Genomic DNA, 15,339 nt, shown 5'->3' with positions numbered 1-15,339 from the left:
GTCGTGTTCTGCGGCATGCGCCGCGGAGTTGACATCTATCTGGGGGCCGCAGGTGGCATTTCAAGCCCTGCGGCCGGGATTTAAGACCCACGGCCAGTATTTGTCGTGCCTCAGCCGGCGGCCTGGCTGACCACCACCATGGCCGGGCGCACCAGGCGACCGTTGAGCAGGTAGCCCTTCTGCATCACGTCCATGACGGTATTGGGCTCCAGCTCCGGGTTGGGCACCATGGCCATGGCCTCATGAAACTGCGGGTCGAAGGGCTCGCCCGACGGCTCAACGGCCTCGACGCCGAACTTGGCCAGCACGTCCTGCTGCATCTTCAGCGTCATGGAGACGCCCTCGCGATGGGCCTCGGTGGCCTCATCCGCCATGGCCTCCAGGGCCTTCTCAAGGCTGTCCACCACCGGCAGCAACTCCTTGACGAACTTTTCCAGCGCGAACTTGCGCGCCTTCTCGGCCTCCTGCTCAGCGCGGCGGCGCACGTTCTGGGCTTCGGCGGCAGCGCGCAGCGCCTGATCCTTGGCCTCGGCGACGGTCTGCTCCAGTTCCTCGACGCGGGCGGCCAGCAGCTCGGCCTCGGGGTTGTCGCTCTCTACCTCAGTCTCAGCCGACTCTGCCTGCTCGGCCGCCTCGACGGCATCCTCCAGCTCGCCTTCAACGGGCTGCGGTTCGGCCTCCTGCTCGCGACGGGCAAGTTCCTCGTCAAGCGGGGTCTGGGGCTCTCTGGCCATGGGTCTCTCCTGACAGGGAGGCGGCGACCACAGGCCGCCGGCTCACTAGTGAATGATGAAAACTACGATTCTGCGGGGTATATGGGGCCGGGGCGCGGGAACTCAAGGCGGACAGACCGCGTGCATTGTTGGGGAAGCTGGCCTACTGTATAAACGAACACGTATTGGATAAATGCCCAGTAGTCCTGAGCCCAGGACCTGCAGACTTCCCGGGAGGCACCATGCTGACTGAGCTTGCCATTCGCGACTTCGCCATCGTCGATCACCTGGAGCTGGAGCTCGCCGGCGGCATGACCGCCATCACCGGCGAGACCGGTGCCGGCAAGTCGATCCTGCTCGGGGCCCTGGGCCTCTGCCTGGGCGAACGTGGCGATGCCGGCAGCGTGCGCCATGGCCGTGATCGCGCCGACCTCTCCGCCCGCTTCGACATCGCTGCACTGCCCGAGGCGCGGGCCTGGCTCGAGGCCCGAGAACTGCCCGTGGACGACTGCCTGCTGCGCCGGGTGGTCAGCGCCAATGGGCGCTCCAAGGCGTGGATCAACGGCCAGCCGGCCACCGTGGCCGACCTCAAGGGGCTGGGCGAGCGGTTGATCGAGATCCACGGCCAGCACGCCCACCAGGCGCTGCTGCGCGAAGAAACCCACCTTCGCCTGCTCGACGACTTCGCCGGCCACCGCGAGGCGGTGGGCGAGATGGCCGAGACCTTTCGCGCCTGGCAGGCCGCGCGGCGCCGCCTCAAGCGCCTGGCCGAGGACGGCGACGAGCTGGTCGCCCGGCGCCAGCTGGTGCGCTACCAGGTGGAGGAGCTCGACCAGCTGGCCCTGGCCGAGGGCGAGTTGAAGACACTGGAAGAGGAGCAGGAGGAGCTGGCCCACGCCGAGGAGCGCCTGCGCGAGGCGCAGTTCGCCGCCGAGTGCTGCGACGGTGACGAGGACGGCGCCATGACCCGGCTGACCCAGGCAATCAACCACCTCTCAGCGCTGCCCGGCAGCGACCGCGGCAGCCTGGCCGAGGCGCTCTCCATGCTGGGCGAGGCGCGCATCCAGGCCGAGGAAGCGGCCCGGGAGCTCCATCACTTCGCCGTAGGCACCGAGCTCGACCCGGAGCGCCTGGCCTGGGTGGAGCAACGCTTGGGCGAGGTGCACCGCCTGGCCCGCAAGCACCACGTGATGCCCGAGGAGCTGACCGAGCTGCACCGGCGGCTGCAGGGGGAGCTTGCACGCCTGGAAGGCGGCGACGAGGACCTCGAGGCGCTGGAGGTCGAGGTCGACGCCCTGCGCGAGCGGTGGCGTGGGCAGGCCCGGCAGGTGGGCGAGGCGCGCCACCAGGCCGCCACGCACTTCGGCAAGGCGGTGCAGGAGCAGCTCGCCTTCCTGGCCATGGACAAGGCACGCTTCGAGGCCGAGGTGCAGGAGCGTGACACGCCGGCCGCCGAGGGCATGGAGGGGGTGCGCTTCCTGATCAGCGCCAACCCTGGCCAGCCGGCCCGTCCGCTGGCCAAGGTGGCCTCCGGGGGCGAACTCTCGCGGATCAGCCTGGCGATCCAGGTGGTGGCCGCCCGCCACTCCACCATTCCCAGCCTGGTGTTCGACGAGGTGGACGTGGGGGTCTCCGGCGCCACCGCCGAGATCGTCGGCCAGCTGCTGCGCAGGCTGGGCGAGCAGGGCCAGGTGATGACCGTGACCCACCTGCCCCAGGTGGCGGCCCAGGCCCACCGCCACCTGCACATCGAGAAGCACGCGGAGCAGGAGACCACCCTCACCCGCATGGCGCTGCTGGACGAGGCCGGCCGGGTCGGTGAGCTGGCGCGCATGCTCGGGGGGGTCAATCTCTCCGAACGCACCCTGGCCCACGCACGCGAGATGCTCGACGCGAGCCAGCGCCCCCACCACTGAGCTCTCTTTACATTACAGGGCCCTAAGCACCAAGCCCTCTGTCATCGACCCCACGAAACGCACGTGGCCCCGATCATTGGTCGGGGCCACGTTGTGTCGCAAGCAGTCAGGCCGGGGCACTATCTCTTCTGGGAGCCGTCCTGGCGCGTCATGCTGGAGCCCTTGGGGCGCACATAGAGCACCAGGGCGTGATCGACAAGGTCGAAGCCGTGCTCCTCGGCGATCTCCTGCTGGCGCCGCTCGATGGTCTCGTCGAAGAACTCGATGATCTCACCGCTGTCCAGGCACACCATGTGATCGTGGTGCTCCTCCTGGGAGATTTCGAAGACGGCGTGGCCACCATCGAAGTTGTGACGCACCACCAGGCCCGCCGATTCGAATTGGGTCAACACACGGTAGACGGTGGCCAGGCCCACATCTTCGCCGGCTTCCAGCAGGGTCTTGTAGACATCCTCGGCGCTCATGTGGTGCTCACCCTGGGCGCTTTCGAGGATCTGCAGGATCTTCACGCGGGGCAGGGTCACCTTCAGACCGGCCTTGCGCAGTTCATGGTTCTGGTCGGCCATGGTTGCTCTTCGCAGTATCGGGTAGGGTCGGGTATGATCGACCGAAACCACGATAGTGAAGAACAGGCGCAAATGCAAAAGCTGACAAAAATCGTCACCCTTTCTGTAGCCGTGCTGCTGATCAGCGGCTGCAGCTACTTCGGGGTCTACAAGCGGGACATCCCCCAAGGCAACCTGGTGACCGCCGACATGGTGGACCAACTGCGGCCGGGCATGACCCGCGACGACGTGGTCTACGTGATGGGACGCCCGCTGCTGGAGGCGCCCTTCGACGCCAACCAGTGGGACTACGTGTTCCATCTCGACGAGGCCTACGGCGACGTGGAGCGCCGCCGGGTGACCCTCTCCTTCGCGGGCAACCGCCTGGTGGATATCCAGCAGGAGGGCGATCTGGCGCGCGACATCGACTTGCGCGCAAGCGAGAGCGCCGGACCGCAAGTAGAAGGCGCCGAGCCACTGGACATCACCCCCGAACCGCGGGCAGAAGGCGGCGCCACGGTGCCCATGGGCGGCGAGCCGGTCCGCGATTTCTAGATCCACCAGCCGGCCCTGACGCCTCGCCGTGGCCCTGCCCGGCGGGGCGTCAGCGTTTCTCGGCGCTCGCCCTGAGCACTCGCGCCGCCTTGGGGTCGATGGTCAGCGGGCGGCAGAGCTCCACGCGATCGCCGGCCCGCAGGCGATGGCTCGACGGCTCACGCAGCCGCTTGCCGAAGATGCCGAGGTCTGCCCCGGCGAAGGCCTCGGGGGATAGATCGGGAAAGCGCCCCGGCAGGTCGGCCAGGGCCACCGCTTCCCTGGCCGTGGTACCCAGCGGGACCTCAAGGGCAACCACCGCCTGACGCTCGGGCAGGGCGAAGGCCACCTCCACCGCGATCTCGGCCATGGCTCAGGGCCCGTAGAGGTCGTTGGCGCGGCGGGTGAAGGCATCCACCAGCTGGCCCGCCACCTGCTGGAAGAGCTTGCCGAAGGCCATGCCCAGCAGGCGGCTGGCGAACTCGAACTCCATCTCCAGGCATACCTTGCAGGCGTTCTCTCCCATGGGAATGAACATCCAGCGCCCGCGCAGGCGCTTGAAGGGCCCACTGACCAGCGACATCTCGATGCGCTCGGGCTCGATCAGGTCGTTGCGGGTAGCAATGCTCTGCTCGATGCCGGCACGACCCAGGGTCATCTCACCGATCAGGTGCGAGTCGTCCCGCTCGATCAGACGGGCACGCCGACATCCCGGCAGGAACTCCGGATAGCTCTCGAAGTCATTGACCAGGTCGAACATCTGCTGGGGGGTGTGTCGCACCATGGCGGTTCGGTTGACCGTTGGCATTGAGCTCTCCGCTGACTTCACAGTGCCCAGGGCGTATCATGAGCCGTTATTTCAGGCCTTGAATGGTATCACGCTTCCCCTCATATCGAAGGGGTAGCCGCCACTGGCACGGACAGACACGAGGTTTCATGGCCAACAAGAAAGGCAAGGGCAAGGGGCCCAGCAGCAACGTCATCGCCCAAAACAAGAAGGCACGCTTCGAGTACCACATCGACGAAACCTTCGAGGCGGGTCTGGTGCTGGCCGGCTGGGAGGTCAAGAGCCTGCGCGCCGGCAAGGCCCAGTTGACGGATACCTACATCCTGGTCAAGAGCGCCGAGGCTTGGCTGCTGGGCAGCCATATCATGCCGCTCAACACCGCCAGCACCCACGAGATCGCCGACCCCATCCGCACCCGCAAGCTGCTGCTCCACCGCAAGGAGATCGCCAGGATCTTCTCGCGGACCCAGGAAAAGGGGCACACCTGCGTGCCGCTCAAGCTCTATTGGAAGGGCAACCGGGTGAAGTGCGAGCTGGCCCTGGTGACGGGCAAGAAGCTGCACGACAAGCGGGCCACCGAGAAGGACCGCGACTGGCAGCGCCAGAAGGGGCGCATCATGCGGGAACAAAACAAGGCGTAGGCTGTCTTAAGAACGCTGATCCTGATAGAATGATCTGGCAAGGGGGCGACATGGTTTCGACGCCGGTGACAATCCCTGCGGTGCATGCCGAGATTGTGATGTATCTCGTAAATCCCACATCACAAATGAATAGTCGCAAACGACGACCACTACGCTCAGGGCGCGCTGGCAGCCTAACAGCTGTTAGCTTCTTGTCCGGCCCCAAAGCGATGTGCCCATTCATCGCCGAGGGGATACGAGCTAAGAATGATGGGATCGTGATCGGTAGCGTCTTCATGCCGTTCGCTAAATCTTAGAGGAATCGCGTCGCTGGATCCTGACCGTCGGAGCCAGAGACGTTAAATCAAACGACGGAATCTAAGCATGTAGAGCCAATGGGTGAGTGCTGGCGGACGCGGGTTCAATTCCCGCCGCCTCCACCAACTCTTTATGAATCAAGCACCTGCGGGTGCTTTTTTCGTTTCTGACCCTGCTGCACTGCTGCCATCGCCCCGTCATGGGAGGCAGGCCAGAATGACATCTCCTCCCCGGGGCGCCCAGGCATGCGACCTTGGTCGCACACTTGACGCGAAAAGCACTTGATAGCAGCCTCGGGGGGCGCCATTATCAGCGCCCACTCGTCTATCCCCTGTCGGGGAGCCGGGCGAGGCCAAGACCGGGGTGGCATCGGGTCGGGGGCGCTGAGGCGGCCCACTACCGATAAGACCCTACCACTGTTGACATTTCCCGATCTGGATTCGAACCCCCATGAGCAAAGTCCTGATTATCGGCGCCGGCGGCGTCGGCGGCGTCGTTACCCACAAGTGCGCCCAGCATCCCGAGGTTTTCAGCGAGATCCTGCTGGCCAGCCGCAACGAGGCCAAGTGCCAGGCGATCGCCGCCCAGCTGGATCGTCCGATCCAGACCGCCCAGGTGGACGCCGATAACGTCGATGAGCTGGTCACGCTGATCGAGTCGTACCAACCGGACCTGCTGATTCACGTGGCCCTGCCCTATCAGGACCTGACCATCATGGAGGCGTGCCTGCGCACCGGCGTGCCCTACCTTGACACCGCCAACTACGAGCATCCCGACGAGGCGAAGTTCGAGTACAAGGAGCAGTGGGCCTTCCAGGAGCGCTTCGCCAAGGCCGGCAACATGGCCACCCTGGGCTGCGGCTTCGACCCGGGTATGACCAATATCTACTGCGCCTATGCCCAGAAGAACCTGTTCGACGAGATACAGCGCATCGACATCCTGGATGCCAACGGCGGCGATCACGGCTACCCGTTCGCCACCAACTTCAACCCGGAGATCAACATTCGCGAGATCACCGCGAACGGTCGTTACTGGGAGAAGGGCGAGTGGAAGGAGACCGCGCCGCTTGCCGAGAAGCGCACGTTCGACTTCGACGGCATCGGTGAGAAAGACATCTACCTGCTCTACCACGAGGAGCTCGAGTCGCTGTCCCAGAACATCAAGGGGCTGGAGCGCATTCGCTTCTGGATGACCTTCTCCGAGAAGTACATCACCCACCTCAAGGTGCTGGAAAACGTCGGCATGACCAGCATCGAGCCGATCAAGGTCAACGGCTGCGAGATCTCTCCGCTGCAGTTCCTCAAGGCGGTGCTGCCGGACCCGGCCTCCCTGGGCCCGCGCACCAAGGGCAAGACCAACATCGGCGTGATTCTCGACGGCATCAAGGACGGCAAGCGTCGCAAGGTGCACATCTACAACATCTGCGACCACGAGAAGTGCTATGAAGAGGTCAAGTCCCAGGCCATCTCCTATACCACCGGCGTGCCGGCGGTGACCGGAGCCATGCTGATGCTGAAGGGCATCTGGAAGGGCGAGGGCGTGTTCAACGTCGAGCAGCTCGACCCCGACCCCTTCATGGCCCGCATCGGCGAGATGGGCCTGCCCTGGCAGGTGGTCGAGCTGGACCCCGACCACGACCCGCTGGCCTGATCGATGGCAGATGCACGCGACACAGGCCTCGATTTTGATGTCCAAGCCTGCCCCTCGCCGGCCTATGTGGTGGACGACGCCCTGCTGCGCCGCAACCTGGAGCTGCTCGGCCAAGTCCAGGCCCGCAGCGGCGCGCGAATCCTGCTAGCACTGAAGGGGTTCGCCATGTGGGACACCTTCCCGCTGGCGCGCCAGTACCTGGTGGGCACCACGGCCAGCGGCCAGGACGAGGCACGCCTCGGCGCCGAGACCTTCGGCGGCGAGGTGCACTGCTACTCGCCGGCCTTTACCGAGGAGGAGATGCAGGTGGTACTGCGCTATGCGGACCACCTGAGCTTCAACTCGCCGGGCCAGTGGCGGCGCTTCCGAGAGACCGTCGCGGCTAGGCCGCGTCGTGTCTCCTGCGGCCTGCGGGTCAACCCCGAGCACTCCACCGGCGCAGTGCCGCTCTATGACCCCTGCGCGCCGGGCTCACGGCTCGGCACCCGCGCCGCGAACCTGGTGCCGGCGGATCTGGAGGGCCTCGAGGGGCTGCACTTCCACACCCTATGCGAGCAGAACAGCGACGCCCTCGAGGAGACCCTGGCGGCCTTCGAGGCGAAGTTCGGCCGGCACCTGGGGCGCATGAAGTGGGTCAACTTCGGCGGCGGCCACCATATCACCCGGGAGGACTACGACGTCGAGCGGCTGGTGCGATTGATCGGGGACTTCAAGGCGCGCCATCCGCACCTCACGGTCTACCTGGAGCCCGGCGAGGCCATCGCGCTCAACACCGGCTACCTGGTCTGTTCGGTGCTGGATATCGTCGAGAACGACGGCCCCATCGCCATCCTCGACACCTCCGCCACCGCGCACATGCCCGACGTGCTGGAGATGCCCTACCGGCCCGAGATCATCGGCGCCGGCGAGCCGGGCCAGAAGGCCCACACCTACCGCTTGGGCGGCTTGACGTGTCTCGCCGGTGACGTGGTCGGCGACTACAGCTTCGACACTCCACTGGCCATCGGCGACCGCCTGGTGTTCACCGACATGGCCCACTACACCATGGTCAAGACCACCACCTTCAACGGCATGCGCCTGCCGTCGATCTGCCGGGTCGACGAGCGGAGCCGCGCAGTGCGCACGGTCAGGACCTTTGGCTACGTGGATTACATGCAGCGGCTGAGCTGAACCGCCTGTCTCGCGACTGCCGTACCAAGCCGAAGCCCTGCACCAGACCGAAGCCCCCTGCGGGGCTTCTTTCATTTCTGCCCCACGGCTTTCGGATGTGGCCCCGTGCCCTTCCCCGCAGCGGCCTCGGCCTCTAAGGTGAAGGAACGCCACTGCCGCAGGGAGCCCGCGATGACCAGGATCTTCAAGTTCGGCGGCGCCTCGATCCGGGACGCCGACGCCATCCGCCACCTGGGCGATCTGATCGCCGGAGAGGCACCGAAGCCCCAGGCCATAGTGGTCTCCGCCATGGGCAATACCACCAACGCCCTGGAGGCGCTGCTCGGCTCCGCGCGAGGCGATGACCCCGCGGATTACCGCCAACGGCTGGCGGCGATCCGTGACGACCATCTGGCCGTGGCCGAGGCGATGTTCGGCCCGGGTTCCAGCGTGGCCGACGAGTTGGCGCAGCGGCTGGCCGAGCTGGACGCCGCCCACCGGGCCCATCGGCAGGCGCCCTACCCCTTCCACTACGACCAGACCGTGGGTATGGGCGAGCTGCTCTCCACCGCACTGGTGGCTGCCTGGCTCAACGAGATCGGCGTGGCCACCCGCTGGTGCGACGCACGCACGCTGATCATCACCGACGACCGCCACCAGGCGGCCAACATCGACTGGGCGGCGACCCAGGAACGCATCGCTTCGCTCACACAGGCAGGCGACGAGGTGCTGCTCACCCAGGGCTTTATCGGCGCCACCGCCGGCGGCGCCATGACCACCCTGGGCCGCGAGGGCTCCGACTTCAGCGCGGCAATCCTCGCCGAGGCCCTGGATGCCGACGAGCTGACCTTCTGGAAGGACGTGCCGGGGCTGTACAACGCCGACCCGCGACGCTTCGCCAATGCGCGCCAGATGGCCCAACTCAGCTACGAAGAGGCCCTGGAGCAGACCTGGCACGGCGCCAAGGTGATCCACCCCCGCACCCTGGCACCGCTGCAGCGCCGGGGCATCCCGCTGACGGTGCGCTCCTTCCTCGAACCCGACGCCCCGCCCAGCATCATCGGCCCCGAGCCGGGCGAGGGGGACCGCCAGCCCGCCTTCATGCTGCGAGACGATCAGGTCTTGCTCGATATCAGCATCCGGGACGGCAGCTTCGTCGACGAGGCGCTGATGGCCGAGGTGCTGACCCGATTCGCCGAGGCGGGCCTCCACGCCAATCTGCTCGACGTCGAGGCGCTGCGCCTGCGCTTGGTGGTCGACCACCGACCGGAGAGGCTCGCCCCCGTGCTGGAGGCGCTGGACGAGAGGTTCTCGGTGGCTCGCCAGGATGACCTGGTATTGCTCACCGTCCGTCATCCCGTTGACGCCCTGCTGGCCCACCTGGACGCGGACAGGACCCGGCTCGTCGAGCGGTGCAACGCCACCACCGCCCAGCGCCTCTATCTCGCCGCCGAGTGCCCCGACACCTGGCAGATCCCGGACTGAGCCCTTAGGCGGCGGCCCGCTGCCGCCCACCCCATGGCCGTGCCAGGCGGCGGCCAGCCACCAGCAGCAGGATGACTGCCATCGCCGCTCTCCCCTCTCTTTCGATTGGACCGCCTCGTCACTGGCGGTACACATGACCTGTACAGCATCGCGCCGCCGCGACAGGGTGGGTCGAGGTATCACCCGAAAATCCGTATCATGCATCGTCAGCGTCACCCCTGGACCTACCCAACATGACACATCACACGCAAGAGACGGAGGTCACAGCGTGAATTCCATGCGAGCCCTACCCCTGATGCTCGGCTGGCTGCTGATCGCCCTGCTGGCCCTGGCCGGGCCGGCCCAGGCCCAACCGGCCGAGGCGGACGGCCAGACGGCCAACGCCACCCTGGCCAACCTGCTCGAGAACGAAGAAACCCGCCAGCAGTTGATCGAGCAGCTGCGCGGCATGGCCGAGGCATCCGCCACCGAGCCGCCCCCGGAAGAGGCCGCGCCGGTCTCGCTTCCCCGCCAGCTGGCCGAGCTGACCAGCCGCATCGCCAACGACATCGGCAGCCAGTTCGGCAGCGCCGTGGAAGCGGTCGGCGACCTGTTCACCGGCGGCCTGGAGGACAGCACCTTCGACACGGCGGCTTTCACCAGCGCGACCATCAACCTGGGCCTGGTGATACTCGCCACCATCGTGCTGTTCATGGCCTTCCGCCGCCTGGTCAAGCCGCTCTTCACCAGCATCAGCCAGTGGTCGTTGAACGGCGAGGGGCTTACCCCTGTGCTGCGGCTGGTGATCTGCGTGGCCCTGGCCGCCCTGGTGGACGTGCTGGTCGTGGCGCTGGCCTATGTGGGCGGCAACCTGGTCGCCACCTTCGCCATCGGCGAGACCGGCGAGCTCTCCACCCGGGCCTCGCTGTTCCTCAACGCCTTCCTGGTGATCGAGCTGCTCAAGGCCGCGGTGCGCATGCTGTTCGCCTCCCACTACGAGGGGCTTCGCCTGCTGCCCATCACCTCCATCGAGGCCTCCTACTGGAACCGCTGGATAGCACGTCTGATCGGCCTGATCGGCTACGGCCTGATGGTGGTGGTGCCACTGATCAACGTCTACGTCGCCCCGGCTCTGGGCCAGGGGGTAGGCACTCTGATCATGTTCGGCGCCTTCGTTTATGCCGTGGCGGTAATAATGAAGAATCGTCTGCGCCTGCGCGCCGTCATCAACGAGAAGGCCGACCGCGCCACCATGGCCGCCAGCCGGGTGAGCCTGCAGCTCTTTGCGCGCACCTGGCACCTGTTCGCCCTGGCCTACTTCGTCATGGTGCTGGTGGTGACCCTGACCCGCCCGGTGGATGCTCTTCCCTTCGTGCTCTTCGCCACCCTCAAGACCATCGCCGCGGTGGTGGTGGGTCTGCTGCTTTCCAGCTTCCTGACCCAGACCATCGGCCGGCGCATCTCTCTCTCCGATGACCTGCGCCGCAAGCTGCCGAAGCTCGAGGCCCGACTCAACAGCTACGTACCCAACGCATTGAGGGTGATCCGCACCATCATCCTCGTGCTGGTGATCATGCTGGTCCTCAACGCCTGGGGCGCCTTCGATCTGAAGGGCTGGTACGCCTCCGAGGCGGGCCGCAACCTGGTCGGCAAGCTGATCAGCGTGGCGATGATCCTGGTGATCGCTATCGCCGCCTGGCTGGGCCTGGCCAGCCTGATCGAGCACAAGCTCAACCCCGAGACCGGGGCCGGCGAGCCAGACGCCCGGGCAAAGACCCTGCTGACGCTTTTCCGCAACGCCCTGGCCATCGCCCTGATCACCATGACGGCGATGATCGTGCTGGCCGAGATCGGCATCAACATCGGCCCACTGATCGCCGGTGCCGGTGTGCTGGGCCTGGCCATCGGTTTCGGCGCCCAGAAACTGGTCCAGGACATCATCACCGGGGTCTTCATCCAAGTGGAAAACGCCATGAACACCGGCGACGTGGTCACCGTGGGCGGCATCACCGGCACCGCCGAGCGGCTCAGCATCCGCTCGGTGGGCATCCGCGACCTCAACGGCACCTACCACATCGTGCCCTTCTCCAGCGTGGATACCGTCTCCAACTACATGCGCGAATTCGGCTACCACGTGGGTGAATACGGCATTGCCTACCGCGAGAGCATCGATGATGCCATCGTGGCGCTGCGCGAGGCCTTCGATGAGCTGGCCGGCGACGAGGACCACAAGATGAACATCCTTGCCCCGCTGGAGGTGGCCGGCGTCGTCTCCCTGGCCGACAGTTCGGTAAACATCCGCGTGCGCATCAAGACCACGCCAGGCACTCAGTGGTCTACCGGCCGCGCCTTCAACCGCCTGGTCAAGCTGCACTTCGACGCCAAGGGCATCGAGATTCCCTTCCCGCACACCACCCTCTACTTCGGTGTCGGCAAGGAGGGCGAGGCCCCGCCCGCCAACCTGCGCGTCATGCAGCAGCCCTTCGATATCGACGGGCGCCCCGGCGGCCAGCCCCGTTCCGGCGAGAGCAGCAGGGCCGGCGAGGAGGACCCTCGCTCGAAGCCCAACCCCGAGTTCAAGGGGGACTTCGACGAGGACTGAGCCTCTTCGCCAGTCAAGGCGGGGCTGCCATCGGCAGCCCCGTTTTTTTCGTGGGCCGATGAAAAAGGGGGCGCCGGTTGGCGCCCCCTTTGCTTGGGGTACTGCAGGGTAAGTAGTGAATAGCCTGGTATCGTGCACGGCGGCCGGGGCCGCCATGGCTCAGGCCGTCTTCTTGTCGTCGCCCTTGGCGGCAGCCGCCTCTGAAGGCTTGACACCCTTGCCCTCGGACTTGGCATGGGACGGCATCTTCTCGCCCAGCACGTCCTTGTCCTCGCGGGGCTGTGGCAGTGAGGGCAGCGACTTGTCGAGCATCTCCACGCTCTGGCGGTAATAGAGCTGGCTCTTGTTGTGCTCGCCCAGGTTGGCATACAGGCGCGCCAGCTCGGCACACACCACGCCGCTGGGGCGCTGGCGCTGGCTCGCCTCGAAGTACTCCTGAGCCTTGCCCCAGTAGGCGTTGCGCAGGGCCAGGCGACCCAGGGTGAGCAGCAGGTCCGGGTCGTTGGGCCGTTCCTGCAGCCACTTCTCGGCGGTGACCAACTGGCGGGCGGCGTCCACGTCGAGCAGCCCGTAGCGCAGCACCAGCCGACTGTCCCAGCTCTCCTTGAGCGAGTGGCGCAGCAGTCGCTCGGCGATGGGCTCCTGGCGGCCGCGCACCAGCGCCTCGGCGTAGAGCACGATCAGATCGATGTTGCCGCGCAGGTGGTCGGGCATGTCGGCCCACAGGCCGCGCACCTTCTCGATGTCGCTGCCCTCGCGGGCCTCGCGCACGATCAGCTCGCGATAGGCGCGCTGCTCGAGCTGGTCGCGCTCCTCCTTAGAGATCAGCTGCTGGGCGCCCAGGCGAGGCATCAGCCGGCGCAGGCCGTCCCAGTCGCTGACGCTCAGGTAGGCCTGCTTGAGCTGCTTGAGCACCTGGGGGTGGTTGGGCAGCTGGCGGTCCAGGCGGGTGAGGATGGCCAGCGCCTCCTCGTACTGCTGGCGGTCCAGCATCAGCTGGGCCTGCATCATGCCCACCGCGGTATCGGCGCCCTCGGTGCTCAGATGCGCCCGCTTGAGCAGGGTGTCGGCCTGGTCGAAGCGGCCCTGGTAGTGGGCCGCCAGGGCGGCGGAGAGATAGTTGACCAGCGGGGTGCTGGAATCGTCCGCCGCCTTGACCAGTGACTTCTCGGCCTTCTTCCAGCGACCCTCGGCCAGCGCCACCAGGCCGCGCACGGTGCGCTTCATGGCGTTGCGATTGCGGGTGCGGCTGTTCCACACCTTGAAGCGCGAGACCGGGTGGGTCAGGCGCATCAGCACGCGCAGGGCGAAGTGCAGCACCAGGAAGCTGGTCAGCAGGATCACCAGGCCGAACCAGAAGGAGGTCTGGAAGGAGACGTCACCCACTCGCACCAGCCAATAGCCGGGCACGGACATCATCAGCTGGCCGAACAGCGCGCCCAGCGCCAGGCCGAGGACGACGATCAGGATCAGCTTTCTCATGCGTCATCTCCCCGGCGCGACTCGAAGCGGCGCTCGATGAAGGTGGCCAAGGCCTGCTGGGAGCCGCTGATGTCGGGCAGTTCCGGGCGGATCGCCTGGGCCTTGAGTTCGCGCAGGCTCTCGACGACCGACTGCACGCCGGAGGCGGAGGTGTCGTAGTAGCCCTCGATCAGGGTCAGGGCCTTGTCGAGACTCGCCTCGAAGAGCTCCTGCTCCTCCTTCAGCAGCGCCAGCTGGGACTGCTCCAGCACCAGACGCACGCTCTGGCGCAGGTAGGACTCCTGCTCGGGGGTGATCAGCGCCTCCAGCTCGGCGTCGTGGTAGCGGACGGTGACCAGCTCCTTGAGCTCCTGGCCGAAGCGCGAGAGCTGCTGCTGCCAGTTGCCGGTGGGTGCCTCCTCCATGCCGGAGCGCACGGTGATCTCCTCGATCTCCTGAGAGAGTGGCTGGCTAGCGATCTGCTGCTGTTGTGCGTTGAGCGACAGCCAGAGGCCGGTGCGATCGACCCGCGGCACGGCGTCCAGCGCCGCCAGTTCACTGGCGATCTCGCGGCGGATCGGCACCAAGGCGGGGTTGTCCGCCTCGCGCAGGCGGTCATCGGCGGTGCGCAGCAGGGCCGCGGCGCCGGTCACGTCGCGCTCCAGCTGCAGTCGCTGGTTGGCCAGGCGCAGCAGGTAGGCGGCCTCGGCGTGGAGCCAATCGCGCTCGTCGGTCTCCTGCTCGCTGGAGAGCTCCGCTAGCACCTGGTCCAGGGTCTCGTTGACCTCGCCGCGATAGCCGGCGAACTCCCCCTGCAGGGCCTCCATGGCGCCGTCCAGGGCGGCATCGCGTTCGCTCTCGCCCTGGTCGAGGCGGTTTTCCAGGTCCGCCAGGTCCGAGGCGCTGGCAAACCGGCCGGAGGCGGACTCCAGCTCACTGATGCGCGCCTGCTGGGCATCGAGCTTCTGCCACCCCTGCCAGCCGAACAGCGCCACGGCGATGGCCAGCAGGATCACCAGCACGATGGCGACGAGACCCGCCTTGCCGCCCTTGCCGCCCTTGCCTTCACCGCCGCCCGGGCGCGCCGCACCGCCTGCGCCGCTGCCGCCGGAAACCGGCCTGGGCTCGGCGGGCTTGCCCTTGCCGGCAGCGCCGGAGGGCCTGTCGGATGAGGCCTTGTTGGTGCCGGCGGACTTCTCGGTGCTGGCGGCCTGGGGAGCGGCCGGCTTGCCCGGGACGGTGGCCGCGGTCGCATTGCCGGCAGCAATGGTGTCTGGTTTGCCAACAGCAGAGGCGTCTGACCTGGCATCTCCCTTGCCGGCGGCCTGGGCCGGCGTTTCGCCCTTGCCCCGGGTCTCGCCGGGGGTTGGCGTCTCCGGCTTTTCCGCCGCCTTGGCGGGCTCGGCCAAGCCTCGGGAGGCCGCAGTCTGGGAAGCCGCGTTCTGGCTGGCCTTGTCATAGCGCCGAGAACGTCGTCGGCTCTGGGGATTACCCTTGCCGGAGTCGCCGCCCGAGGCCGCCGGTTGCGCGCCGTCAGACGCCTTCTGCTCGTCTTGCTCGTGTGGTTGCTTGCTCATCTT

13 protein-coding genes and 1 other RNA gene are annotated in these 15,339 nt (G+C 66.8%); 8 read left to right on the top strand and 6 right to left on the bottom strand.

Annotated features, from left to right (window positions below):
- Positions 1–110 precede the first annotated feature (110 nt).
- Positions 111–734, bottom strand: a complete 624-nt coding sequence (gene grpE / locus ACR80S_RS09690) for a nucleotide exchange factor GrpE (RefSeq protein ID WP_435400933.1) — start codon at positions 732–734, stop codon at positions 111–113.
- A 221-nt stretch (positions 735–955) separates the two neighbouring features.
- On the opposite strand from grpE, the gene recN reads away from it, so the two are divergent.
- Complete coding sequence (recN, locus tag ACR80S_RS09685; protein ID WP_435403086.1) at positions 956–2,629, top strand: DNA repair protein RecN; 1,674 nt, start codon at positions 956–958, stop codon at positions 2,627–2,629.
- A 119-nt stretch (positions 2,630–2,748) separates the two neighbouring features.
- On the opposite strand, the gene fur is transcribed toward recN, so the two are convergent.
- A complete protein-coding gene (gene fur, locus ACR80S_RS09680; protein ID WP_435400935.1) occupies positions 2,749–3,195 on the bottom strand; it encodes a ferric iron uptake transcriptional regulator in 447 nt (148 codons plus the stop codon).
- A 72-nt stretch (positions 3,196–3,267) separates the two neighbouring features.
- Here fur and ACR80S_RS09675 point away from each other — a divergent pair, with 72 nt between their 5' ends.
- On the top strand, positions 3,268–3,729 hold the full coding sequence (locus ACR80S_RS09675) for an outer membrane protein assembly factor BamE (protein ID WP_435403085.1): 462 nt from the start codon (positions 3,268–3,270) through the stop codon (positions 3,727–3,729).
- 49 nt (positions 3,730–3,778) lie between these two features.
- On the opposite strand, the gene ACR80S_RS09670 is transcribed toward ACR80S_RS09675, so the two are convergent.
- Both ACR80S_RS09670 and ACR80S_RS09665 read right to left on the bottom strand, forming a co-directional pair.
- On the bottom strand, positions 3,779–4,078 hold the full coding sequence (locus ACR80S_RS09670) for an RnfH family protein (protein ID WP_435400937.1): 300 nt from the start codon (positions 4,076–4,078) through the stop codon (positions 3,779–3,781).
- Positions 4,079–4,081: 3 nt separating this feature from the next.
- The gene (locus tag ACR80S_RS09665) at positions 4,082–4,516 is read right to left on the bottom strand and encodes a type II toxin-antitoxin system RatA family toxin (protein WP_435400938.1); all 435 of its coding nucleotides are present in this window, start codon (positions 4,514–4,516) and stop codon (positions 4,082–4,084) included.
- Positions 4,517–4,644: 128 nt separating this feature from the next.
- Between ACR80S_RS09665 and smpB the strand changes: the two genes are divergently transcribed.
- The 6 genes from smpB to ybiO all read left to right on the top strand — a co-directional run bounded on the left by smpB (position 4,645) and on the right by ybiO (position 12,298).
- Positions 4,645–5,136 carry an SsrA-binding protein SmpB gene (gene smpB / locus ACR80S_RS09660; RefSeq protein ID WP_290909269.1) on the top strand — a complete coding sequence of 164 codons (492 nt, stop codon included), beginning with the start codon at positions 4,645–4,647 and terminating at the stop codon, positions 5,134–5,136.
- Positions 5,137–5,177: 41 nt separating this feature from the next.
- Positions 5,178–5,558: a transfer-messenger RNA gene (ssrA, locus tag ACR80S_RS09655) on the top strand.
- Positions 5,559–5,883: 325 nt separating this feature from the next.
- On the top strand, positions 5,884–7,083 hold the full coding sequence (locus ACR80S_RS09650; protein WP_435403084.1) for a saccharopine dehydrogenase family protein: 1,200 nt from the start codon (positions 5,884–5,886) through the stop codon (positions 7,081–7,083).
- A 3-nt stretch (positions 7,084–7,086) separates the two neighbouring features.
- Positions 7,087–8,253, top strand: a complete 1,167-nt coding sequence (gene nspC / locus ACR80S_RS09645; protein WP_435403083.1) for a carboxynorspermidine decarboxylase — start codon at positions 7,087–7,089, stop codon at positions 8,251–8,253.
- A gap of 171 nt (positions 8,254–8,424) precedes the next feature.
- Positions 8,425–9,717, top strand: a complete 1,293-nt coding sequence (locus tag ACR80S_RS09640) for an aspartate kinase (RefSeq protein ID WP_435400952.1) — start codon at positions 8,425–8,427, stop codon at positions 9,715–9,717.
- Positions 9,718–9,994: 277 nt separating this feature from the next.
- Positions 9,995–12,298, top strand: coding sequence for a mechanosensitive channel protein (ybiO, locus tag ACR80S_RS09635; protein WP_435403082.1), 2,304 nt, complete (start codon positions 9,995–9,997; stop codon positions 12,296–12,298).
- Between the two features lie 159 nt (positions 12,299–12,457).
- Here ybiO and ACR80S_RS09630 read toward each other — a convergent pair whose 3' ends face one another.
- Together ACR80S_RS09630 and ACR80S_RS09625 are read right to left on the bottom strand one after the other, a co-directional pair.
- The gene (locus tag ACR80S_RS09630) at positions 12,458–13,780 is read right to left on the bottom strand and encodes a heme biosynthesis HemY N-terminal domain-containing protein (RefSeq protein WP_435400954.1); all 1,323 of its coding nucleotides are present in this window, start codon (positions 13,778–13,780) and stop codon (positions 12,458–12,460) included.
- On the bottom strand, positions 13,777–15,336 hold the full coding sequence (locus ACR80S_RS09625; protein ID WP_435403081.1) for a uroporphyrinogen-III C-methyltransferase: 1,560 nt from the start codon (positions 15,334–15,336) through the stop codon (positions 13,777–13,779). Before ACR80S_RS09625 ends, ACR80S_RS09630 begins: the two co-directional genes overlap by 4 nt.
- Positions 15,337–15,339: the final 3 nt, after the last annotated feature.

The sequence above is a fragment of the Halomonas salsilacus genome (assembly GCF_051216275.1).
Lineage (GTDB): Bacteria > Pseudomonadota > Gammaproteobacteria > Pseudomonadales > Halomonadaceae > Halomonas.
Note: the sequence above shows the minus strand (reverse complement) of the source record. Positions and strands in the feature narration are given on the sequence as shown.

What these genes read in the sequence shown, in the direction of transcription:
- smpB (WP_290909269.1), top strand. Translation starts at nt 4,645, where the DNA reads ATGGCCAACAAGAAAGGCAAGGGCAAGGGGCCCAGCAGCAACGTCATC.
- ACR80S_RS09665 (WP_435400938.1), bottom strand. Translation starts at nt 4,516, where the DNA reads ATGCCAACGGTCAACCGAACCGCCATGGTGCGACACACCCCCCAGCAG.
- ybiO (WP_435403082.1), top strand. Translation starts at nt 9,995, where the DNA reads ATGCGAGCCCTACCCCTGATGCTCGGCTGGCTGCTGATCGCCCTGCTG.
- ACR80S_RS09675 (WP_435403085.1), top strand. Translation starts at nt 3,268, where the DNA reads ATGCAAAAGCTGACAAAAATCGTCACCCTTTCTGTAGCCGTGCTGCTG.
- ACR80S_RS09625 (WP_435403081.1), bottom strand. Translation starts at nt 15,336, where the DNA reads ATGAGCAAGCAACCACACGAGCAAGACGAGCAGAAGGCGTCTGACGGC.
- ACR80S_RS09640 (WP_435400952.1), top strand. Translation starts at nt 8,425, where the DNA reads ATGACCAGGATCTTCAAGTTCGGCGGCGCCTCGATCCGGGACGCCGAC.
- recN (WP_435403086.1), top strand. Translation starts at nt 956, where the DNA reads ATGCTGACTGAGCTTGCCATTCGCGACTTCGCCATCGTCGATCACCTG.
- ACR80S_RS09670 (WP_435400937.1), bottom strand. Translation starts at nt 4,078, where the DNA reads ATGGCCGAGATCGCGGTGGAGGTGGCCTTCGCCCTGCCCGAGCGTCAG.
- nspC (WP_435403083.1), top strand. Translation starts at nt 7,087, where the DNA reads ATGGCAGATGCACGCGACACAGGCCTCGATTTTGATGTCCAAGCCTGC.
- ACR80S_RS09650 (WP_435403084.1), top strand. Translation starts at nt 5,884, where the DNA reads ATGAGCAAAGTCCTGATTATCGGCGCCGGCGGCGTCGGCGGCGTCGTT.
- fur (WP_435400935.1), bottom strand. Translation starts at nt 3,195, where the DNA reads ATGGCCGACCAGAACCATGAACTGCGCAAGGCCGGTCTGAAGGTGACC.
- ACR80S_RS09630 (WP_435400954.1), bottom strand. Translation starts at nt 13,780, where the DNA reads ATGAGAAAGCTGATCCTGATCGTCGTCCTCGGCCTGGCGCTGGGCGCG.
- grpE (WP_435400933.1), bottom strand. Translation starts at nt 734, where the DNA reads ATGGCCAGAGAGCCCCAGACCCCGCTTGACGAGGAACTTGCCCGTCGC.